This window comes from Sphingobacterium olei, assembly GCF_005048855.1.
Lineage (GTDB): Bacteria > Bacteroidota > Bacteroidia > Sphingobacteriales > Sphingobacteriaceae > Sphingobacterium > Sphingobacterium olei.
On record NZ_SUME01000007.1, the window covers coordinates 26,988 to 49,416 of the forward strand.

The window sequence follows — 22,429 nt, forward strand, 5'->3', positions numbered from 1 at the left end:
TCATATACTTTCTGAACCTGCTCCTTCCACAGAATCGATTCTCCTCCCTATATATCTATATTTTTACTAAAATTTTCTATTTTAATTGTGTGCAATATCTCATTTTGCAAGAAATGCTCGATATTCATTGCCTTTGCTCTCTCTTTCTTGGTAAGTTTAAATTTTATCACACCATAGTTTAACTGTGAAAATTCTATTCTTAGTTTCTCTATTTGTAGTCTGTGGACTTCAATATCATTTCTTAAATATTTGCTCAATTCAAATAGCTTCTGACAAAGAAAATACATTTCATCCTCCGTCAAAAAAACTTTCTTTCTAAAATATAGCAGCAATACATTCTCAATTTTAGCTAAAAATTTGGCTTCTTTAATAAAAATTAAGTTTCGAAGCTTATCGGCTTTCAAATCGAATTTATTAACAAGAAACTCAGCCACCTTTCCTGGAGATATTTGGGTTTTATAATATTCTCTTAAATTCTCAAGGGGTTCCCATCTACTCCTATCCAACGACAAATCGATTTGATTTAAATAGGCAAATAGAAATGCGACAATAGGATATTCAATTCTAACTTTTTTCATTCTTGTGAGTTTACCAATTCCACCAATTTCTATTAAAGGTTGGCTTAGTGCCATTAAGATTTAGAGGAGAGCCTCCGGTTACTATTCTTCCTGCATTCCCCGTTCCTCCCATATAACCTGGAATTGGCCCTACGGCGCTCTTTGGCACAGAAAACTCAACAAAACCTCCTCCTTTTACTCCGCCGCCAACTTGCCCCATATTTACCTTTGACGGAGGTAGGAATGGAGCAACCTCTACATCCACTCCATATGGTTCTCCTCTTGATGCATTTATAGAGTTACTCTTTTCTATCCCTTTAACACCACTGTTAGTAGAATGATGACGGACTCTAACAAGATCTTCAACAGCATCAGCAGTTACTGCTTTGCTTCCAACATTCTGTTTTCCTCCAGCTTTGTGGGTAACTATTCCAACAGTAACTACAGCGGCAACACTTCCAATCGCCTCCATATCTCCATCTGCAGCTTTACCAACTGTTCGAACTATTTCCGGAGCTCCAGTAGACTCCAAAAATTGATTTCCTGCACCTGAATAATCTCCTTTACTGAGATGTTCAACAGTACTTACTGCTGTACTGACACTGGAAATAATCTGATTGTGAAGCTGAGACCCATTGGCTATACCCATCAGTGTTGTACCAAAACCTCTGAAAAATTTCTTTATCCCGTCATTTGGCCACATCCCATCGGGATCAATAAACCGTATTGGATTATTGAATGCATAGGTATATGGCGACCATCGTCGTCCCTGCTCCGCCAATGGATCCACCACGTTCCACCGTCCGATTTCAGCGTCATAGAACCTTGCACCATAATCAAGCTGTCCTCCTAACTCTTCCTGAACTTCTTTACCGTTATAAAGATACTTGTTTACCCCCGAAGTAACAATAGCTTTAGCTTTTCCAAATGGATAATAGTCATGCTTTTGGATTACTGTAACCGCAGTTGCCGACGTACGTTGTAATGTAGCACGCACATTGCCTAGGTGATCTGTCAGATTGTAATGGTAGACATAGTTACCACCGTTGTTCTGCAGGTAACCCTCATCCGTGTGAATCATCTCAATAGCATTCGTACCGCTACCTACTTTGCTGTATTCTATACCACCGATATAGTCGCGCTGCGTACTAGTACTGCCTACCGTGGCAAACTTGCGGAGCTTGGCTCCCTCCGCGTCGTAAACATACGATACGCTAGCACCTGTTTTAGTCGCTGTTTTGGGCAGGTTCAGATGATTGTACGTGAAGGCCATGCCTGTGCGGTCCAGCGTCGCATTCCCGTTTGCATCGTAGTCATATGCGCCCATAATCCCTCCCGAAAGTCCTTGCAGCTTGTTGCCCGTATAGCTGTAACTGGTCATAGTGCCACCGTCGCGTAAAAGCGTCTTTATATTGCCCATGACATCATAGGTAAGTACCTCGCTCAGAGAACCCGGCGTACTCGAAATACCGCTCAGCAGACGGTTTGTCGCATCATAGGAATATTTCATGGTGCTATTCGCTGATGACCCATGCTTCCAGTGTTGTTCTGAGATATTCCCGTTGAACTGTGGTGTGGCACCTGCCGACGGATCATTGTATTTTAACTCTTCCGTAAAATGGCTTGAACTGATTTTTTTTAGCCAACCTCTCTCATTATAGGAATATGAAACGGCCGCCACTCCCATGTCTGTACCCGTGTGTTGTTCGAGGATATTATATTCCTGTTCCTTAACCAATATTTTCTGTTGGTTGCCTATCTTATTCCACTTCTTGCTCAACCGGCTCCTATGATCGTACTCATATTCGTCAACTATGGTTAGTGGTGCACCGCCTGCAGTACGATGTATACGGCCGGAACTGAGCAGGTCGCCCACAAAACTGTAGTTATTCGTTATTTCGTCTACATTGTCCAAATGTACTTGCCCATCTTTATAATGCTGAATGAACTGCTTTGCCAAGCGTGATTCTTCATCGTAATAGCTTACCGTCCAGAGATAGTCCGAGGTACCCAGCACGCTGACTTTTTTCGCTGTCTCAAGGCCCATCGTCAATTTCGAACCTTCCGCGAAAGGATAAGGATTACCCTGCGGCAGATCGTAATCATCGTAATAACGCAGTACTTGATGCGTAAGACCTGTTGTGGGAAAGGACTGATTGCTATACCCCTCCCCTCCAGATACACGGGATTCCCATAGAACAGTACCGTTAGTTACTGAGGACTGAACAATGCTACGCATATCTGTATTGGCCGTGCTACCACCGTGTGAATAGATGCCCTCCATAACCGTGCGTCCCTGTCCGTCATATTTGTAACAGTACCATTCCTGAGGGCTTTTGCCTCGCTGCACGGCGTCCTGTGTTAGAACGACTTGATTAAGCTCGTTATAGATAATAAATTCCTTCCCTTTTCCAGGGATCTTTTTTTCCACACAGCGGCCCCTATTATCGTAACGGTACTGGTAGCAAAAGTTATCCAAAGCCGTCTGGTTTGGAACTCCGTCACTATCCGGAATGGCTCCAGGCGGAAGCACAAAACATAAGTGCCCCAGCTCATCATATACATAGTAGGTAGACAGCGTTATTGTATTATTCCCCTCCTTGACAAAAGAGCGTTTCAAGACTACCCGACCATCCCTATCTTTAAATTCATGTACCGTACCAGGATCCATATCTCCGGATTTCCAGTTCTCATCGTGAACTGCAGTTTTGTCTAGCGAATTGGGCGAGTACATCGAATTGTTACTGGTCCTTGTTAGTGTTCTTTCTCCTGCTGCACCGATCAAAACTGTATAAAGAACGACCTCGTCTGCCTCATTGCCTTTGTAAAATAAGCGTTGCGTGTTAGATGTATCTGGCAGGGCTGTAATCTGCCAGGCCTTCCCGACCGAACCGACCTCCCGTACACGGTTCAAAGGTGAGTCCTCGAAACGTGTCTGGCTGTAAGGATGACTATTAACCGTTATATTGTTACGAGCGTAGCCATCCATATAATAGAGATTGTAGGTAGTGAGAGCCCAGTATTCATAATTACCGTAGAGTTCCTCTGGTCGCTCAAAGATGTCTTCGTAAGGCATATACGAAGTGGTTTCCCTCCCCATCAGATCGTGGTCAAACGGATAGACAATGTCAAAGCCTCGAGGGCTGGCCTGTATCTTTACCTCTTGCAATTTCTGCCCATTCCCATCAAAATAGGTGATATCCCGCTGTACTTTATCCCTACCCAATGTTGGTATTTCAGGATTGGACAAAGGTGCTAGGGGTCTGTATTTGATAATATACGGTTTTTCATCGCTAAGACTTAACGTCGTCGCGGTACTGATAAACCCTCTATAAGTGGATCCTTCCGGGACATGGAAACCATTTTTGTAGGTAATGGAAAAACGTGCCGAATCTACCTCTTGATTAAAATAATAAACGCGAACCACATCGTCCTGCTGAGCTATAGCAGAAAGTCCCTGCAGCAGGATAATCTTGATGAAGATACAAACAAGAATGCAAAATCTTTTCATAACGTTGTTTTTAATGGTGTCCTTTAATAGGGTAAATGATAACGATATCTTTCCCTGATATTTCTATTGAAATCCAGTATATCGCGCAATCGTCCCGCCCCATCGTAACCAAAATATTTGATCGTTCCATTGTTATCGGTTATACTGCTGATTCCCTGCAGATTCGAATACGTGTAAGTGGTCATACCTGCATCGTAAGGGTGGAGTCTGAGATCATCGATAATTCCGGATCCCGATAAAGTAACACCCTCGCTTGCACTGATATTCCGACGTATCAATTGCCATCCATTTTTTTCTACTAAAGATTCTGCAGCTCCGACTGTACCACCGGCGATATTGACGACACCGCCGTTCTTAAGCCAGTACATCAACACATATTTCTTTGAGGGGTCCAGCTGTGATTTGCTGATAGCTCCCGTAGTTAGGTTATACGCTCCTGAGCCTGTAACCGAACCTATTGCAAAATTGGGCGTACCACTGTAAGACCAATTGCCCTTATCCGTTGATTCAAACCCGGAAAAGGCAACATCTGTATAGATCGCATTGTTCACAGAAGCTGTTATCTGGCTGTTTCCGTAACCCCATATCAATGCATATGACTTCAGTTGATCGATTTCTAGTTCAAGTATCCTACCGAACGGATCCACTCGCTTTACAGTAAAGGCATGCCACCAGTTGGTTGGGCTTCCCGTAATGGGTTGTGTCAGTTTCAACTCTAGCTCATTACTGAGGTATAGCTTCCCCTGCACTGTAACTCCGTAGTCGTAGGTAGTACCAGCAGTCAAATATCTGTCGTTCCCTTTTTTCAGGTATTTGTATTCCTCCAAGGGCCTATCAAGTAAATGCCTGTTGATCAGATAACTTGCACTTGACCCATTGCTTGGGTTGCTTACGTCCAATGGGTAAATAAACCTGTGGAGCACCGAATCGCCCTGACTGTTCAGGCGACTTATCTGGTTTGGGTTCAGGTGTCGTGGACTATCGTAAACATAGTTAACGGTATCCTGACTTATTAAGATGTTGTTATCCCCGTAAACATAATTACGTTCCTGTGTCTTCACATAGGCCGTGGAATTATACCCTAAATATACAGCGTCGTAACCGTATTTTCCGGGATAGTAGAAGTCAGGGTGATCCTTTGATCTGATATAAGCGGCGATGGGATCGATGAATTTGATTACGCTTGTACCCGTTGAGGTCTGCAGATCCCCATTGTGATCCATGTAATGCACAGTGTAACTCTGAAGAAATGGTGCTGCTAGTATTCCCCTATTATATGCCAAAATAGAAAGAAATCTCCCTGGATTTGCGACCAAAGGAGCATTGACCTGCTTATAGGCGTATTCCGTTCTTTGAACCGCGCTGTAAACATTACTCCCCCAGGATTTGTACCTGATTACCGATTTGGGGTGATTGTAAATATAATCTGGCTTTATGCCCCCACTGTTATCACCAACTGGATAGGAAAAACCCTGACCCTCCGTCCACTGATCCATAGCGGGCAGATAAAAAAGGTAAGTTGTTTTTGCCCCTACGTCATTTTGACTTTTGTAGACATATTCACTCACGCTACCATAAACTGCATAGGAACCTCCTTTCAAAGTCATGTCCTTTATGCTATGGGACAACAACTGAAAATTTCCGACGGTTGTACCTATATTTACACCATAGGCAGCTGGATACACGGAATTGGTGGATATAATCGTTGCCGGATAGGAAACTTTTCCCACCCCGTCTTCATTGCCTTGATACGCTCCCCCCGACCCATATTTGAACACCTTCTTTGACCGCAATGTGCTGGCATAACCGCCTTCGACATCATAGTCAGAGGTGGTAATCTGTTTGATGCGCATCCCCCCACCTTGTTTAATCGTTTCTGTATAACTATTACCGGATGAGGGTCTATAATGAACAAATTTATGCGGTTCGTACTCGTATTCGACAATGCTCCGGCTGGGGGTGACAATAGATGCTAGCATACCAGTCATCGCCTGCTCAAAATTAAACTCCCTATTGGCAAATGAAAACTGACCATAAGGAACACCTTTTCCATATAGCTCTATTCCTTCTCGCTGTCTGTTAGGTATGTGTAAACTAGTTGAGGGAGAGGTTGAATTATACTGAATATAAATCGGTTCATAACGTTTGTTCTGTATGGCAATGTTATTATGAGGGTTTTCAATCATAATTTTGTTGGATCCGGCCCCGTTGTAGAATCCCCAACGGTCTTCCCCAGAATGCTCGGTTGTCAGGGGATTGTTGGATAACCCCGCCTCATTATTGTACTTAAAAGCCCACGACCCCACAAAGTTTCCGCTTCCATCTTCCTCCGTAATTCTTCCAAGAAAAAGGTAGTTCATAGACTCCGGTGTTTTTTCGAAGACAAATTTTCTTAATAGTTCGAAGGTGTTGTCAGGGAGCTTTCGCTCTATCTTTATGCTAGATAGAAAATCACAAAATCCATTGGTATATTCAAAAACAACCCGTCCCTCCCTGAAATTGATTTGTTTGATCCGGGTCAATTGCTTGTACATGATTTTTGTTTGGGTAAATGTTGGCGCCTTGATGAAATATCCCGTTCCAGCAACCCAATTACCATACGTATCCCTTGTTACATCCTTACTCATGGGCATAGACGCCGAGGTGGTAATTTTGTCTAGATTGTTCAAAACCGGAAGATGAGCCTGAACATGCGAGCTAAACACATGGTAATCAAACGAAATACTGTCATTAGATGATTCGGATAAGATATATCGGAGATTCCGATCGTTGCTTACCTGGTCTTCATCCTCCGGTCGCCAGGCCTTCGTGAACATAGAGGTATCCGGCGGGAAGGCTTCTGTATAGAACGTACGTTTTCGGGTATGTTTAACATCACCATCTACAAATTCATATGTTTTTCCGTCGTGCTTGATCATATGACCACTGGCGTAGACCGAAGGTCTGTAAGGAAAAGTTAGGTAATCGGCACCGGAAAACACAAAACTACCGCTGATTGAGGGTAGCTGATAATGGTAAATATCCAGTGCCCCGTCGCGCCATCCCGAAAGTAAGTCGATGATATACTGCCGGTGGGGTATGTGATCTACGTTTAAATTAACATTATTGTACGGCTGGTTTTTCCAAGGTGCCGAGTAATCATTATTAATGCCATTGAGATGGTCATCATTTAGACCAATTACAGATGTAACTATTTTGCCCCCCGCATTAAGCTGCCATCCCATACCGGCAATGCTTCGTTCCTGTCCAACCTTAATTCCTGTAGCACTATAATAAAGGTTTATCGGAAGTTCCAAGTCCCCTGTTTTGATGGTATATATGGGCACTGTGACCTGCAACGTACCCGTTTGGTGGTCTACATTATCCAACTCCCCAACGGGGCTAAATGTTGCGGCCTTAGGCACGTCTCCCACATATCCCCTAGCGTACTTATGGTAGGCCCGCTGTCCATACGAGCAAAGCGTTAAACAGATGAGCAAAAAACTAAAAAACAGCCGCCTAGATAGCTTTAAGTATTCCGCACATCCAGTGTGTATGCATAGGTTCATATTTCATTCAATTTAAGTTAAACTTCTTGTGGTTAATTCCTTTTATTTACCCTTTTCCAACCGTAATAGACGTTCCCGCATTTCATCCATCTCGTTCTCCTTCTGCAGCAGATACAAGGTCAATTCTTCTATTTTCTTCATAAGAGTTTTATTCATTTCACCAAGCGATAGCCCGCGCTCTTCAATTTCCTTCGCTTTGGGAACTTCTGGGAGATGTCCGTTCTCTTTAATAAATTGTTTCAGGTCCTTAAGTGGTGTTAGTTCATAATTCTTGTGAAACACATAATCGGGCCAGTTGGCAGTTTCAACCTTGATTTCCTTCGCTCGGATATTTCCGTTAACGGAGAGTTTTTCAGTGGGGCTGTTCGTACCGATACCAAAATTCCCAGTATTATCAAGTATAAACTGGTCTTGAATATTGAATTTCCCGACTTTTGCCATTGCTCTAGTAGTCCCCCCTCCTTCAGGTAAGATACCTGTATATAATTTAGCTACATTCCATCCGTAAGAATCGGACAGCATAGCTAGCTGTGCTATATCACGTTTAAAATTGACCTCTATAAACATTGAGATCTGATCGTATGTAATACGTACATCCGTCCAATAGGTAACCTTACTGTTAGTTTCAAGACGTATACCTGCATTTGTAGTCCAATCTTTAAACAATGAATATCTAAGAATTGGGGAGCAAGATTCCCTCCTGTGGTATAAATAGATACCTTTCCAAATCCACGTCCCGCAATTAAATCTACATAACCCACTCTTTTCCATCCACTTGAAGAGACTGAAACCGTGGAAGAAGTTTGGGAATATCCATTAAAAAAAAGTGCGAGATAAATGATGATCAAAAATGTACATTTCATAGTTCTGATTTTATACTATCATTTTTTAATAGGATAAATATATCGCCGATCTTCTTCTGTTGTTCGTTGATTTGCTTTTCCTTTTCAATTAAATGCAAGGTTAGCTCTTCAATTTTCTTCAACAGCAACTTATTCATCTCCCCGAGAGATAGACCATCCTTCTCAACTTGAGTTGCTTTTGGTATTTCTGGAAGATGGCCATTGTCTCTAATATATTGTTCTATTGCAGAGAGTGGCATCAATTCATATTCTTCGGAAAAGACATAATCTGGCCAATTAGCGGTTTCAACCTTGATTTCCTTAGCGCGTATATTGCCGTTAACGGCGAGTTTATCACTAGTTGCATTTGCACCAATACCAACATTTCCTTGAGCATTGTATTGGACCATCAATCCGTCATAGGACTTCACAGCTTCGGGATGTAAAAAGAAGAATTCAGAAAGCCCCAACCTATTTTGCGCATCATTCGTTTTATATACCGTAAGCCGGATTTTTCCTACTGACGAATGAGGCGCCTTAGCGATGAAATGACCTCCTGTATAGTTATCGATATCAGTCATCGTAATCCATTGGTTGGCACCTTGATAAATATTATAAACTTCGATCTTAAATTTTACCGGTGCGTAGTGTCTCGTCGTCCACCCAATCCAGCCTCCAACCTGCACATGGTCAACCGGCAGATTTTCTATCAATAACACATAGGGATTTTGTTCGTCTATCCCTGTCACGGAGTATGATGGATAAAAATTAGCATCAAATAACATAGGTGTGCTCAAACTGATGCTTCCGGACTGAGTTACTGAAAAACGATTGTTTGCATAAAAAAGGATATTCTTTTCCAAGGAAACAGCTGATCTATTTGAAGGAGCAATTACCGTCTCTGTTTGTGCGAAACTGGAGACAAAAGAAATCATTAAAACTACAAATACAAATTCTTTTTTCATATTCACATCTAGTTACGCTTATTGAAAATACTAGTCAATACAGCAGGCTTTTGATTTTTCAAGTTCCGCTTTCATTTTCTTGTTTTCTTTGTCTATTTCAATAACATAAAGAGTCAATTCTTCGATTTTCTTTAACAGCAATTTATTCATCTCTCCTAAAGAAATTCCTTCTTCTTCGACTACTGAAGCCTGAGGTATTTCTGGAAGATGCCTATTGCTCTGGATAAACTTTTCAACATCGGCAAGTGGCATTAAGTTATACTCCCTAGCAAAAACATAATCGGGCCAATTGGCAGTTTCGACTTTGATCTCTTTGGCTCGTATATTACCATTAACCGACAACTTCTCGGATGGAGAATTCGTTCCGATACCAAGTTTCCCGGTTAAAAGTATATTTTCGCCGAACAGGTCTCCTGCCATTCGATTACGATAAGATAGCTTTACCGTATTTGTCCCACTCATAGCTTCATCCACAGCAGTCCATCCCTGAAACCAAACAGCCTGTTCACTCATGCCTCTTGCAAATGCTTTTACGCGAAAACGTTGAAAGTATGATTTACTGGCAAGAAAAACGACTACTTTACCTGCCTCGTTGGTTAGATAGACATCGGGGGTGTGCCCACCAAACGAGGATACGGAATGGTTTATAAAATTACCGTTATAGATATAGTAGTTCAACAACAAACCTATCGTAGAGGAAGTGCCATAACTATACCCTTCAATGTTCAAGGTGACCATTTGAGACGAGCTGGTATACGGCAAATTCGTTTTTATTTTAACTCCATGAGCTGGAGTTAAATTGACGTTATAATCCAACACATGATATTCCTGCCCAAGGGACCTGAAAGCGCATAGATTAACACAAATTAAAAAGCTTAAGATTACAATTTTCATTTTATACTATTTATTAATAATTACCTATTTATCTGCATGATTCTCTAGACGTAACATTCTCTCCTCAAGGTATGTGACCCTCTTATCCTTTTCAATCAAGTGCAATGTCAACTCTTCGATTTTTTGAAGTAATATCTTGTTCATCTCTCCTAGGGAGATTCCATTTGCATCTACTTCATCAGCTTTGGGAACATGTGGCAGATGACCGTATTTCTTGATGTAATTCTCAACCTCCTTTAGCGACTGTAACTCATAATCGCTTGTAAAAACATAATCAGGCCAATTCGCTGCTTCAACCTTGATCTCTTTGGCGCGGATATTACCATTAACGGAAAGTTTTTCCTGTGGAACATCTATACCGATACCGACATTTCCTGAAATATTTTCTACCAAAACACGTCTCCAGGCCGACCAACCATTAGTCGTGGTGCCAGAACGATAATACAAACCTCGACTCTGTGAAAAAGCTAGCTCATGAGCAGGACCGCCGGAATCATCCGACCAGCCTCTGAGACTTAATAGTGTTGAATAATTACCGTCGGCAGGCAAGCCCAGGCTGGTATTTCGCTTAAACGAGGCTTTTAACATCCTCGGAAAGCTAGTAGGAAGTGTACTAACATCTCTACTGTCCTCAACAGTGAGGTTAGCGGATTGCGCAAACGGTGTCGAGGAACAAGTTAATAAGAGGAACAATATTATTCCAGAGGTTAGAAAAGATTTAAATCGCATAAATAGTAGTTATAAAGTAGATCGTGATAAATTCTATTCGTCGTAATTATATACGGCATCCATGGCGCTCTTCATATAAGAGTTTAGAAAGAAGTAATTATAACCTCAATCCAGACGCTTAATAGCTATTCGCATCATGATTTTAAAACTCGTTATCGCAACGATTTAAACCCGGGTAATTCACAATTTGGAAGTACAAAAATTCCTATTATAAACTACAAGAGCTAAATCAATTTATAAACTTATACTAAGGAGATCAAGGTCGACAGGCATATTTTATTTTCGTTAACTACTGGTCTTTTTATAGTATATACTTCTTAACAATTGATTTCCAATAAAATTATAAAAGGTTTACGAGAAAAACAAAAAAACTACCCCAACAACTCATTCGCATGTTGAAGTGCGGCATCTCCAGGATTTGAACCACTTAGCATCTGTGCGACTTCCAAAACACGTTCATCAGGACCTAACAGTCGGATATTGGACTTCGTGCGGTCGTCTAAGTCTTGCTTGTATACCTTAAAGTGGGCCGTGCCCTTGGAAGCAATCTGCGGTAGGCGCGTAATAGCCTAACTTCTAGAAGTTCCTCTATAGTTAAAAAAATAGTTTGTAAAAAATCCGAATGCGGTTTTGGACAGTGTTCATAATCAGATTATAGGGTTTGATTTCTCGCATTTTCGGATAGGCCATAATGGCTTTTGTCCGTCAAATTATTCCGGCGGCGCAATCAAATTTTTAAGTCGTTGTTTTTTCTTTTCCATGCTCAATGAGTTTACAACCAAGACAATTGAGCAATGAATCTATATGAAAGGAAAATCCAAAAAAGAGGTGGATCTTACCCTATTCCCCACCGAAGGCCCTAGGAAGCCCCTAAACGAGAACAAGAGTAAGCCCACCTCTCCTTCTATTACAAAGGTAGAGAGATATATTCATTGGACTCGATACAAGATTTACGTTATCGAATGTTGAGCAAACAAAACTCTTTCGGCAGGATTGGGGGCACTCTCATGGATATCATGGTAATTTTTCAAAACAGATACGGGCTAAGGATATGGGGATTTCCGGCAGTTAATCTGATACAGGAAGACTCCAATGATAATAATAAGCGATACAAAACCTATTCTGAAATCCTAAGACGTTCGTTTCAGGACGGTTACAAAGTTTTCGGAAACTCAAAAAATTCTGTTATCTTTGTAATACCTAACATACTTAGTAAGAGTACTGAGGGTATAGTAAAACGATATGAAGAAATCTTTGCAGAAACAAATTAAGTGTGAAAGCCCTAGGGAAGCTTATAAAGCTGCCAAGGCTCAGCATGCTGTTCCAGCTGAGAAGAAGGAGAACAGATTTAAGGGCATGTCCGAAAATTTGGTACAATTCGAACCACTATATATCCCTGGATACAAAATCAGAGGATAATATTCTTTACCTTCATTCAATATTACTCCATTGATCGAAGTTGTCCAAAGACCATCCGTAAGAAAATCAGATAAGCCAGACGTCATTATGTCCCGGATGGACTATGTCATTATCTGCCAGGTTATCAAGCGGCTAAATGGTGCTGAAATATTGGAAGAAAGTGTAATTTTTATTCTAAAATAGCGAATCGACATTGATAACGCTTTTATGTTTGTTCCTATTTTCTTTACTCGGCTCTGCATGGTACAAATTGATGATATTTAGCCATCTTATGTTGAATCATTTGTTGCATCATTGCGTTAGTAACCAAAATCCTATGAGAAGCCGAATGTCCACTGCCAAAAAACTCATTAGTTTTAGTAATATGAAAGAAATCTCCTTTTGGCAATGGAAAAAAGCCATGTATACTTGGAGAACACTTAATTCTCCCACAAACTTCACATGATGAACTTTCAAACCTAGCCATCTCTAAACTAGTATTGTGTAAAGGTATAATCAATTGAATTATATTTTCAGCTGACACCTTTTTGTTCATGAGTTTAACAGGTCTGAAATCCATATTTAAACCTTCAAAATAATTTTTGTAGACTTCGTAAGTGCTAAAAAGTTCATCATATACCCAGTGTAATGTGCCCAATCCGCCAGAACCTAAAATGGGTTGTTTCTTTATTACAAAGTCAGCCTTCTGCTCACCATATATACCACACTCTTTACAACTATCGAAATAAGTTGATTCTAAAAACGAGGGACTTTGCGGCTCTGGATATGAAAATGCCCTAGCTCCTACAAAGTATAAAATTTCCGCGTTATAAACCTCTTGCTTTGAGAACTCAGTACCAATTACAGAATCGTGCCAACCATTTTTAGTTATAACCTCTCTAACTTGCTTATATTCTTGAGACTTCTCATCAACATCCTTTGTAAAATAACCCCATTCAAAAGAGGTATTAAAAATTTTCTCAATAAAATCTTTATTGTCCTTGGTATCTAAATTTCCAAAGATCCTTCTAATAACTTTCATATTATTATCTTTATAATTCAAGCTGATATAATCCGCAAGTTCAGCTTCCCCTTTTATGGCCTAAATGACAATATCAAACCCAGGCATGGTTTTACGGTTTTTCGTCTTGCCCGTTAATGGTAGTTCTGTTTTTAGATCATCTCCCCTACGCGCCACTTGCACGTTTTAGCATGGCACGGACATTGCCGAGATGATCCGTCAGGCTATAACGGTACGAAGAGAGATTATCATTGGGATTGCGCTGCAGATAATCTTCTTTCCGTATAAACCATCTGGATGCTGTTCGATGCACTTCCGGGCTTACGGTACTCGATGCCGGCTACGTAGTCCCGCTATGCGTACTGCCACCGATAGTAGCTATCCCGTACAGTTTCGATCCCGTCGCCTCGTACAGGTAAGACGTGCTTACCCCTGTCCTAGGCATCATGACCATCACTTGAGGACTTCAAGACGTCCAACAATTTCCCCCTTTCAAAAGGCTTTACCTCCAAAGGGTCATGTGTAATTACAAAGACGTTACTGTCCTTATCTATCCCAACAAAATCCCCATCTTCCAGCTCTTTTAAATGAAAATATTCTTTCCCCTCAATCTTTGAAATATAGATATCTCCGGAATTCACGTAATGCTCTTCTTCTTTGGTTAAAAGTTCTAGCACTTGCAGGCCTTCTGTATCCCCCCACATGGCAATTTTTATCCCACTCAGATCAATATTCTTATAATCGAACTCAAATTTACTCCTTGCCAAACTGGTGGAGTATGCTAGAAAAATATTACTTGCGAAATATAGAGTAATAAACATCGATTCCTTATTTTTCAAGTTATGTACTTTAATATTTTCTATCTTAAAATTTGTATCAAGTCTGTTTTCAAAATCTTTGTAAAACGAAACTGGGTAAATCAAGCTATAAAAACACGACTTGCTAGTCTCATCCATTTTAATCTTTTGGGTATATTGCATCTGTTTACTAAAAGTATCGAATTCAACGCCCAGGTCTTCAAATATTTTTTTAAATGTTTGCTTTTCCCAATCTTGTACAAACTTGCTTTTATTCTTTAAAAATCGAAACATATTAGCAGTAGATTTAAGCAGTAAACTTACTTTATGGATTCATTTATGAATATCTTTCGAATTGGCTTTATTCCCCTTCCGAGAATACCAACATCCTCCATTAAGTCAATTAATCGAATCATTTCCTTCTCAAACTCTTTTTTGGCGCCCTTATTGTCTATATAAACTTCCCACACAGCTCCCGCCCCGCCCCACATTTCAACCCCATTTATACGCTTAATAAATTCTTTATCGTCTTTTATATATAGGGCCTTAGCAATACTGCTAACTATCTCCGCATGTTTTAACAAATCAGCCTCTTCTAGAATTTTAGCAGTATTAGCTAGAATGATTGCAAATGACTCCCTTCTATTTTCCTCCAATTTGTCTTTATTTTTTTTCCAAAAGCTAAACATATTAAAATCTTTTTTTAAGTATTATATTCGAAGGTCTTCGCAATTGATTAAAGTTTTGATACAGCTCAAACGGTAAGCCACCTCTTCTACCGTCCAGAGGTGCAGCAAACCACCTCCCAACCTTGATATCTTTCAACGGAACGTACCCCTTTAGAAGATAGGTTCCACTATTGACGTCAGGAAGACCTGCGAAATTCCTATAATTCGGTACATATAACGGATTAATAACTGAATATGATTTACCATACATGGAAGCATTCCCACCATAAACTCTGTAAATTGCAATTTCAAACTCGCTTAATCCTCTGAGTGTAGCCAATGCCATCGGACTATACGCGGCCAACGGCGCATAAGTAGCTCCCGCCTCAATCATAGAAGCAACAGCAGCTCCATCCGCAGCTCCTCTCTCTTCAGGAGAAGCATTTGCGTAATTTTCGATATTGTAATAACTATTTACATACGTTTCTGAAAAAAACAGGCTACCTACAGCATAAGTAAACCCTCCCATCATTTGTCCAAAATCATCTATTAATGCACCTGGTCCTTCGCCCAGGTATCTCGTATATGTCTGTCCCATTCTATGGAATGGGTCATAATCATTTGTTGCTTGAAAAAATGAATTCCAATATCCTCTTTTCTTTTTCTTTGGCGGATCTTCCTCTGCTCCCTCCAGATCCCGACTACTCCTTCCTCCAAGAATCGATTGCTTTAAATACGAAAAAGCAAATTGGGCCGCTCCACCCTCGAATTCTATTGAACTCATCCCATCCGGATCGATAAACCGAATCGGATTGTTAAACGCATAGTTATAGGGACTGTGCCTACGCATCTGATCCGCCAGGGGATCCAGCACGCTCCACCTACCTATCTCCGCATCGTAAAAACGCGCTCCGAAGTCAAGCTGGTCCAGTCCTATCTCCGTCTGCTTTTCTTTCCCACTGTACTTGTAAAGGTTTATCGCTGAATTCAGGCCTGCGCCCGTATTCATCTCCATACCGAAGGCATAGTAATCCTGGATCTGCTTAACCGCCCCCGTGTGGTCTATGATGGCACGTGTGTTGCCCAGATGGTCCTTGAGGAAATACTCATAAATAAAAGAACTGCCATTGGGAAGGATACGCCCTTCCTCCGTCTGAATGAACTCAAGAACACCGTTCTTATACTGGATCCCATCCACATATTGTGTCACGCCAGTGCCCAGCTGCTTGGTCAGTTTCCTGCCCGTGGCATCGTAGGTGTATAGCAGCTGCTGGGCTCCCTTAACGAACTTCTTGGGTAAATTTAGATAATTATATTCGATATTCGTAATACCCAGCCGGCTATTCGTGATCGCATTGCCATTGGCATCATAGGTAAATGTATTACTCCTTGCTGCTGTCCCGGCATCGGCCACGCCGTTTAATCTATTACCGGTGTAACTGTACTTAAAGTGGTTGTGCCAGCCGGCACTGCCGCTGCTGCGCCGTAGTGTATCGATATTGCCCATACTGTCATAGGCCAGCTCTTCGTTGAAGAAATTATTCTTGCCCGTGGCGCTGTAGGCGGCTTTCTTCAGCCTGTTGAGCGGGTCATATGTATAGATATAGCTCTGCAACGGGGTCTGCGTCTGCGTGGTTGTTACCTTGGTATTCCACACGATGGAACCGATGTTACCGTTGTAAGCCTGTGGATTGTTGCCATAGTTGAGCTGCATCGCAAAGCGGCGTTTGTCGGTAAGCACATCCGGATTGTTGATCCCTGTGGTCCAGCCCCGCTCATTATAGGTATAATATATTTCCTGCTGGTTGGTCGCTCCGTTTACATGCAGGTTCTTCTGCTTCAGCTGTCCGATCTCGTTGTACACCAGCTGGCTCTGCACGATCTCCGTCTGCGTGTTCACCTTCTTTCTGGTCTCCTTCAATCTGCCTACGTGGTCGTAGCTATTGGTCGTAACGATGGTCGTCGCAGTTCCAGATGCCGAGGGTCTATGTACGCGTGTGCTGGTCAGCAGTTCTCCGGGAAAATTGTAGGTATTGGTAATGTAATCGGTACCTCCGGTAAACTGGTTCTGCCCGGCCGACTGGATCAACCGTCCCTGGTCGTCATAATAATTCACTGTCAGCAGCGGGGATGTTCCATCGTCCTTATACACCTTCGTCCCTGTGAGCAATGTTTTGACTTTACCGCTCCCGGAGACGCCCGATGCGGGAAGCTTATAGGCGCCCTCAAAGCCATAGTTATCGTAATAGCTGACCAGATGTGGTACGTATCCCGTAGTGGGAAAGGCTGTGTTGCTGTAGACCGAATCCTGACGGGATTCCCATTTCAGGGTTACACCTTCAACTGCAGACTGGGCGAGTTCCCGTGTACTCAATGCCGGATTCGTATAGATACCCGTGGATACTTCGCGGCCGAGTACATCGTACTTCCGATAGGTCCATCTCCCACTGCTACGCTGCAGGGCATCCTGTGTCAGTACGACTTGATCATTTGTATTGTACACGATCCATTCCCAACCCTTGCCCGGTATCTTTTTTGCCACAAGGCGGTTCAGCCCGTCATATCTGTACGCATAGACATATTCCCGGAAAGCAACATCATGGGGATCTCCGCTAAAATCTTCCGAAACCAGCGTACCGGTCACGCCGGGAGGGATCACATAGATCAGGTTGCCCGACCGATCGTACAGATAATAGGTATCCAGAGATTCCGCACCGCTCTGCCATATCCGCCGAAGCACCACCCGGTCCTCAAGATTACGGAATTCCTCAATGGATCCTGCTCTGATCCTCTGGGGATTGTTCTCATCATAGCTTGTCGTCTTGATAAGTCTTCCCGGCGGATAGTCGCCGGACGTTGCCACACCTGAACTGCCATACATACTCCAGAGCCCTACCTCACCGGTACCGTTGAAGCTGTACTCCATGCCCACCGTATGGCCGGAACCCGCGATGGTATCCGACAGCGGCTGCCAGATCTGCCCCGGGAACCCGGTCTGTACCGACCGGTCCAACGGGCTATTTTCAAAGACTGTCCTGGTATATGGATATACGGTCTTCTTCACGTGCGTATCCCAGCTCCCGCTACCGGCATAATAGGCTGCCTGTCTATTCCCGGCCGCCGCCACAAAGGAAGCATTGTTGGCAGTCTGCTCGCTATAGGGTAAATATTTTTTACTCTCACGGCCGTTGGCATCGTATTCCATGTGCTGTACAATATCCTTTTTTGCCGTACTGCCCTGCCACTGTATCTCCTGCAGGGGGCGGCCGATACCGTCATAGTAGCGGACCGTCCGGTTCACCGAATCCACGGGCTTGCCCGTTAGGGCTGCCGCGCTGCTATAGGGACGCCGTGTGACGGTCTCCACGGTATAATTTTGGTTGCTGGTCTGTCCCTGTGTACCATTCCACAAAAATACGGATACGGTGGCCAGCAGAAGGGAAAGGATTCTGTCGATCTTCATAGCTGAATAGTCTTATCGGTTTGCATGTTGTTCTTCATCGCCCTGTACTAAAAATTGGTAAGCCAGAGCTCGTATGAATTCCCCGTTGCGAAAGTATAGCTGCTCCCGTGCTGGACGACCGATGAACTGCTCGTTGTCCTGTTGTCTATCTCAAAGTTCGCGAAGAAGCCGTCCTCATATTTGGTGGACGGATCGACCCTGAAACTCAGCGTATACGTACCGGCCGGTACGCGCAAGGTCACAGTATTTAACGGATAATCATAAACATCATTGAAGAACAGCTTCCGCGACACCACCACATGCCCATTTTGGACAAGATCCACATAGGCGTATTTTGGATAGTCGTAGTAATAGGAATGGAATACATTGACGAATTCTATCTCCACAAATGGGTCGCCCGGGGATTCCTTGATATACAGCGTAGTGTCGGAATAATCGAGGTTATAATAAGAGGCGTTCAATAATTCTTCCCTAGCTTGTGCAGTCGCCGACTCAATATTGCTCGAAAACGTTTTTCCTCCGTAGAACACCGAATTGTACAGGTGCCATACCGCCCCTTGCCATCCGATGGATTCCATTACCGGTCGGCTAAAGGATGGGATCCCCCCGGTGGAGGTCCAGTTGAAGAAACTGTATTCATGGGTCTTTATTATACGGTTTTCGTGATCCCTCACTTCCCTGAGCCTATCTAGACCGTCGTAGGAATAGTGTGAGGTCATTAGTTTTTCATCTGTGAGCGTCATGAGGTTGCCGTTAAAGTCGTAGGTGAAGTATTTCACATAACTGTTTTGTCCGTACATCGCTCCGTGGTTTGAAACCAGGAAATTATGGAGTGCAGAATGGGAGGCCGGATTGTTTATGGTGGCATGTGTACGGTATGGATTTGTTGAATAATGTGCATTTCGGGCCATGATCACCGGCCGGGTATTGTTGTACCCCCATACGACGCTTACCGGAATGCTGTCCCTTCCGCGATATTCCAGTATATTTCCATAGGCGTCATACAGTTCGTAGGACCCCACCGTACGATAAGCCCCGCCGTTACTGGATTCCCATATCCGCTTGGGTGCATAAAACGTATTCAGCATATTGTGTTCACCGTATTCCACTTTGGTCCTAAGGATTTCTTCATTATCTATACGCTTTAAAGTCTCGATGACGGGATCCAGTATATTTCTGTTCTTTAAGGCGAGATTCAGCGGATCGTTGAAATCATAGCTATACCAGCTATTTGTAAGCACCGTACGCCCTTCGCTATCCGTCGTCTGCACCGAAGATGGCTTCATATAGGGCAGCATGGCATAGCCATAACTTTTTTCTGTGGATACCGAATCGCCCAGCTCATCATAGCTGGTCTCTGCTTCCCATTCCAGCAGCATTCGTCCCGAACGGATAGTGTACTGCTCGTGATAAAAAAGGTCATACGGATACCCCGGCCCCAGCCCCGTTGCCGGATTGTACGGATCGTAATTATAAAGCCCATCGCTATAGGGCGCATTGCTATCCAGCGCACGGAAAATATACTTGGGACGCGCCAGCGCCGTTCTTATGACCAGGCTGTTCTGGTACCTGGTATAGGCATACCGTTTCTGGTTTAATTTCCTAAATCGCTGACCGGCATCGGCATGCCTGCCGAATACCGTCACGGACTTCAGCAGGCCCATCGTGTAAGGGATCTTCAGATATCCTACGTCGAACCCCGGTACTTTATACCTGGCAAAAAGTGCACGTTCGTAAGTATCCATATAATGGTCCGGGGAATAATATTCATATACCGTCTTACCGTTGCCCTGTCCGTAATCCTGCACATACCTTGTTACATGGTTGTAATGCACTGGAGAACCATTGGGCATTGTGTAGTTATGGTAGTTTCCGCTCCGGTAACGATACACGGTATCCATCGTGATAAATTCACTATACGCATTTGGAGGCGTATGCATATTCCTTCTATAATACACCTGATAGGTCGGATCGGATATGATGCCCACAAAGTTCATCGCCCGATGGGCCTTGGAACGGGGCGGTTTAACAAGCGCCACGCCGGTCCCATCTTCATGGAGACCGTAAACATAATTCTCCTGCTTGATGAACCTGTTACCGTTGAGGTCGCCATAATTGATGGTACGGATACGGAGCCCTCCCGCTTCAACGGCGACGGATTGAGATACATATTCTTTCGAATAATCTTCCCGGTACTGATGGGGTTCATAATCGAATTCGGTAAAAAGCCCTGTGGGATATACAATAAACTTTAACATTCCTTTTAGTAGACCTGTGCGGTCCGGGTGCAAAAGATGCTGTGAAGAATGATGTCCTATGGGGACAGTGGTATTGGTAACCATGACCTGATTTGCATTATTCAGGTAACTGCCGACAGGAAGCTGTTGACGGGGAATGGTACCGAGATTGTATTGATAATACCCTGCGGCATCAAACGTTACATCATTTACAAATCCCCACATATCTGTCCCCTTCATATAACTTCCGAACGCAAACTTGCTGTAATATTGGAGGCCATAACGTTCTTTGGCCAGTGTGTCTGCCCCGTAAGTGTGGAGCGAATCAAGGTATCGGGTGGGCATCGGGTAGCCTTCGCTATAACTAGAAGCCGATGAGGCAAAGAGATCCACGGTCTTGATTAATGTGCCATTGGATCTTTTGCGTAATATTTTGGTCATTTCATCCGCTCCCAGAAATTCTATAAATTCTGTTCTGGTTATTATCTTCCGGAGTGAGAGTCCCCTGATCTGCGAATGTGAATAGTTGTTTTCCGTTTGATCATCGACGGCCTTGAAATCAAGATTTCCCGTCGTATAATTATAATACGGTATCTTATAAACAACATGATCGGAATATCCGCCGTACCTTTCTTCGATCAGTGGCTTGGAAAGATGTCCTATTTTATAATCCTTTGCCGGCAGTATCTGATACCAGTCTGTCCAGGGAGAAATGTTCATATTGTTCCCTTCAAACCAGTCCTGGTTTGAAGGATGGTACGATTCGTTCTTGTACACCACCACTTCATCATCCGAATTTCCGGCATACTCGACCTGTTTGTTCTCATACTGGAACGTGATCTCGTTGAATCCTGTGGCCGATATTATCTTATGACATTTCCAAGTCGTGATATTGTCTCCGGTCAGCTCAATCAGATGTTGGAGCACACTTTCGTCACTCACATTTAGCGGCCCCACTTCACTGTTTTTCCTACCAAACTTATAAACCGTACCATCCGTGTCCACGACCGTAAACTCACCGTCACTGAAACTGATCTTCATATTGTCATACGGTATAGTCACAAATTCGTATCCTGCCCCATCGAAATTTTTCTGTGCAACAAAAGTCCCTGATTTACCTAACAGGCTATAGCTAAATTTATCCGGGCTCCCGTCTATATTGTCGAAATACATCTCATATAGGTTACCGTTAATGAAATTACTATTTCTAGGAAAGTCGTAAGTATAACCTACACCTCCCTTGATCAATTGATTGTTGACATATCCTCGGGAGCCAAAATCATCCTTGTCGTTGATGACACGGCTAATTTGCAGATCACAGCTCATGCTCCAGCCCAGCCCTACACGGGTCGCCCGTTCGTCTTTCCGGAATCCGCCCGCATGGTAGCTGAGCGCAACTGGTACGACCAGGTCTCCGATCCCCATCTCCATAAGGGGGATACTGATGTTGACCAGACCCCGGCTGAGATCGACCGGATATTCGGTCTGCTTGATAAGCGCAGAGGCTTCGGGGCTTACCGGAACCTTAACAAAATCCTGGCACAGTACTGTATGCGCAAACGATAGGAAAACAGAAAATAATAATGCGTATCTTTTCATATTAGGGCATTGATAATGGTTTAATATGAGAAATGGAGATGCCTCCAACAACACTTTATCGACTCCTGCCTAGCAATACCACTCTGTAAATGTACTCGGATAAAAATGGAAATTGGCGACCATCTGACAGCTCGTGCTCAATCCCCTTAGGTTAATAGCATAATATATTACTAATATAGTGTTTTTTTTAATAAAAAAGA

Annotated in this window: 15 protein-coding genes; 1 reads left to right on the plus strand and 14 read right to left on the minus strand. The window is 43.0% G+C overall.

The window, feature by feature from the left end; translation table 11 throughout:
• Nucleotides 1–47: 47 nt before the first annotated feature.
• From FAZ15_RS16185 to FAZ15_RS16220, 8 genes are read right to left on the minus strand one after another with little or no spacing between them, the layout of a single operon-like run.
• Nucleotides 48–632 (minus strand): hypothetical protein, encoded by a 585-nt coding sequence (locus tag FAZ15_RS16185; RefSeq protein WP_136902371.1) that lies wholly within the window; start codon nucleotides 630–632, stop codon nucleotides 48–50.
• On the minus strand, nucleotides 589–4,068 hold the full coding sequence (locus FAZ15_RS16190; RefSeq protein ID WP_136902372.1) for a DUF6443 domain-containing protein: 3,480 nt from the start codon (nucleotides 4,066–4,068) through the stop codon (nucleotides 589–591). Before FAZ15_RS16190 ends, FAZ15_RS16185 begins: the two co-directional genes overlap by 44 nt.
• 23 nt (nucleotides 4,069–4,091) lie before the next feature.
• Nucleotides 4,092–7,616 carry a hypothetical protein gene (locus tag FAZ15_RS16195; RefSeq protein WP_136902373.1) on the minus strand — a complete coding sequence of 1,175 codons (3,525 nt, stop codon included), beginning with the start codon at nucleotides 7,614–7,616 and terminating at the stop codon, nucleotides 4,092–4,094.
• A 42-nt stretch (nucleotides 7,617–7,658) separates the two neighbouring features.
• Nucleotides 7,659–8,183, minus strand: a complete 525-nt coding sequence (locus FAZ15_RS16200) for a hypothetical protein (RefSeq protein ID WP_136902374.1) — start codon at nucleotides 8,181–8,183, stop codon at nucleotides 7,659–7,661.
• On the minus strand, nucleotides 8,174–8,479 hold the full coding sequence (locus FAZ15_RS16205) for a hypothetical protein (protein WP_136902375.1): 306 nt from the start codon (nucleotides 8,477–8,479) through the stop codon (nucleotides 8,174–8,176). The genes FAZ15_RS16200 and FAZ15_RS16205 overlap by 10 nt, the downstream gene beginning before the upstream one ends.
• Complete coding sequence (locus FAZ15_RS22740) at nucleotides 8,476–9,423, minus strand: hypothetical protein (RefSeq protein WP_202912428.1); 948 nt, start codon at nucleotides 9,421–9,423, stop codon at nucleotides 8,476–8,478. The genes FAZ15_RS16205 and FAZ15_RS22740 overlap by 4 nt, the downstream gene beginning before the upstream one ends.
• A gap of 30 nt (nucleotides 9,424–9,453) precedes the next feature.
• Entirely contained in the window at nucleotides 9,454–10,317 is an 864-nt protein-coding gene (locus FAZ15_RS16215; protein ID WP_136902376.1) for a hypothetical protein, read from the minus strand.
• A 24-nt stretch (nucleotides 10,318–10,341) separates the two neighbouring features.
• The gene (locus FAZ15_RS16220; protein WP_202912429.1) at nucleotides 10,342–11,046 is read right to left on the minus strand and encodes a hypothetical protein; all 705 of its coding nucleotides are present in this window, start codon (nucleotides 11,044–11,046) and stop codon (nucleotides 10,342–10,344) included.
• A 1,242-nt stretch (nucleotides 11,047–12,288) separates the two neighbouring features.
• Here FAZ15_RS16220 and FAZ15_RS22545 point away from each other — a divergent pair.
• Nucleotides 12,289–12,465 (plus strand): hypothetical protein, encoded by a 177-nt coding sequence (locus FAZ15_RS22545; RefSeq protein ID WP_162304978.1) that lies wholly within the window; start codon nucleotides 12,289–12,291, stop codon nucleotides 12,463–12,465.
• Between the two features lie 226 nt (nucleotides 12,466–12,691).
• On the opposite strand, the gene FAZ15_RS16230 is transcribed toward FAZ15_RS22545, so the two are convergent.
• The 6 genes from FAZ15_RS16230 to FAZ15_RS16250 all read right to left on the minus strand — a co-directional run bounded on the left by FAZ15_RS16230 (nucleotide 12,692) and on the right by FAZ15_RS16250 (nucleotide 22,229).
• Nucleotides 12,692–13,486, minus strand: a complete 795-nt coding sequence (locus tag FAZ15_RS16230) for a hypothetical protein (RefSeq protein WP_136902377.1) — start codon at nucleotides 13,484–13,486, stop codon at nucleotides 12,692–12,694.
• Between the two features lie 145 nt (nucleotides 13,487–13,631).
• Entirely contained in the window at nucleotides 13,632–13,778 is a 147-nt protein-coding gene (locus FAZ15_RS22550) for a hypothetical protein (protein ID WP_162304979.1), read from the minus strand.
• A 124-nt stretch (nucleotides 13,779–13,902) separates the two neighbouring features.
• Nucleotides 13,903–14,556 carry a hypothetical protein gene (locus FAZ15_RS16235; protein ID WP_136902378.1) on the minus strand — a complete coding sequence of 218 codons (654 nt, stop codon included), beginning with the start codon at nucleotides 14,554–14,556 and terminating at the stop codon, nucleotides 13,903–13,905.
• 26 nt (nucleotides 14,557–14,582) lie between these two features.
• Nucleotides 14,583–14,951, minus strand: a complete 369-nt coding sequence (locus FAZ15_RS16240) for a hypothetical protein (protein WP_136902379.1) — start codon at nucleotides 14,949–14,951, stop codon at nucleotides 14,583–14,585.
• 1 nt (nucleotide 14,952) lies between these two features.
• Nucleotides 14,953–18,393, minus strand: a complete 3,441-nt coding sequence (locus FAZ15_RS16245; protein ID WP_136902380.1) for a DUF6443 domain-containing protein — start codon at nucleotides 18,391–18,393, stop codon at nucleotides 14,953–14,955.
• 47 nt (nucleotides 18,394–18,440) lie between these two features.
• Entirely contained in the window at nucleotides 18,441–22,229 is a 3,789-nt protein-coding gene (locus tag FAZ15_RS16250; RefSeq protein WP_136902381.1) for an RHS repeat domain-containing protein, read from the minus strand.
• Nucleotides 22,230–22,429: the final 200 nt, after the last annotated feature.

Excerpts from the sequence above, each read along its gene's own strand:
- FAZ15_RS16185 (WP_136902371.1), bottom strand. The coding sequence starts at position 632 with ATGGCACTAAGCCAACCTTTAATAGAAATTGGTGGAATTGGTAAACTC.
- FAZ15_RS16190 (WP_136902372.1), bottom strand. The coding sequence starts at position 4,068 with ATGAAAAGATTTTGCATTCTTGTTTGTATCTTCATCAAGATTATCCTG.
- FAZ15_RS16195 (WP_136902373.1), bottom strand. The coding sequence starts at position 7,616 with ATGAACCTATGCATACACACTGGATGTGCGGAATACTTAAAGCTATCT.
- FAZ15_RS16200 (WP_136902374.1), bottom strand. The coding sequence starts at position 8,183 with ATGTTTATAGAGGTCAATTTTAAACGTGATATAGCACAGCTAGCTATG.
- FAZ15_RS16205 (WP_136902375.1), bottom strand. The coding sequence starts at position 8,479 with ATGAAATGTACATTTTTGATCATCATTTATCTCGCACTTTTTTTTAAT.
- FAZ15_RS22740 (WP_202912428.1), bottom strand. The coding sequence starts at position 9,423 with ATGAAAAAAGAATTTGTATTTGTAGTTTTAATGATTTCTTTTGTCTCC.
- FAZ15_RS16215 (WP_136902376.1), bottom strand. The coding sequence starts at position 10,317 with ATGAAAATTGTAATCTTAAGCTTTTTAATTTGTGTTAATCTATGCGCT.
- FAZ15_RS16220 (WP_202912429.1), bottom strand. The coding sequence starts at position 11,046 with ATGCGATTTAAATCTTTTCTAACCTCTGGAATAATATTGTTCCTCTTA.
- FAZ15_RS22545 (WP_162304978.1), top strand. The coding sequence starts at position 12,289 with ATGAAGAAATCTTTGCAGAAACAAATTAAGTGTGAAAGCCCTAGGGAA.
- FAZ15_RS16230 (WP_136902377.1), bottom strand. The coding sequence starts at position 13,486 with ATGAAAGTTATTAGAAGGATCTTTGGAAATTTAGATACCAAGGACAAT.
- FAZ15_RS16235 (WP_136902378.1), bottom strand. The coding sequence starts at position 14,556 with ATGTTTCGATTTTTAAAGAATAAAAGCAAGTTTGTACAAGATTGGGAA.
- FAZ15_RS16240 (WP_136902379.1), bottom strand. The coding sequence starts at position 14,951 with ATGTTTAGCTTTTGGAAAAAAAATAAAGACAAATTGGAGGAAAATAGA.
- FAZ15_RS16245 (WP_136902380.1), bottom strand. The coding sequence starts at position 18,393 with ATGAAGATCGACAGAATCCTTTCCCTTCTGCTGGCCACCGTATCCGTA.
- FAZ15_RS16250 (WP_136902381.1), bottom strand. The coding sequence starts at position 22,229 with ATGAAAAGATACGCATTATTATTTTCTGTTTTCCTATCGTTTGCGCAT.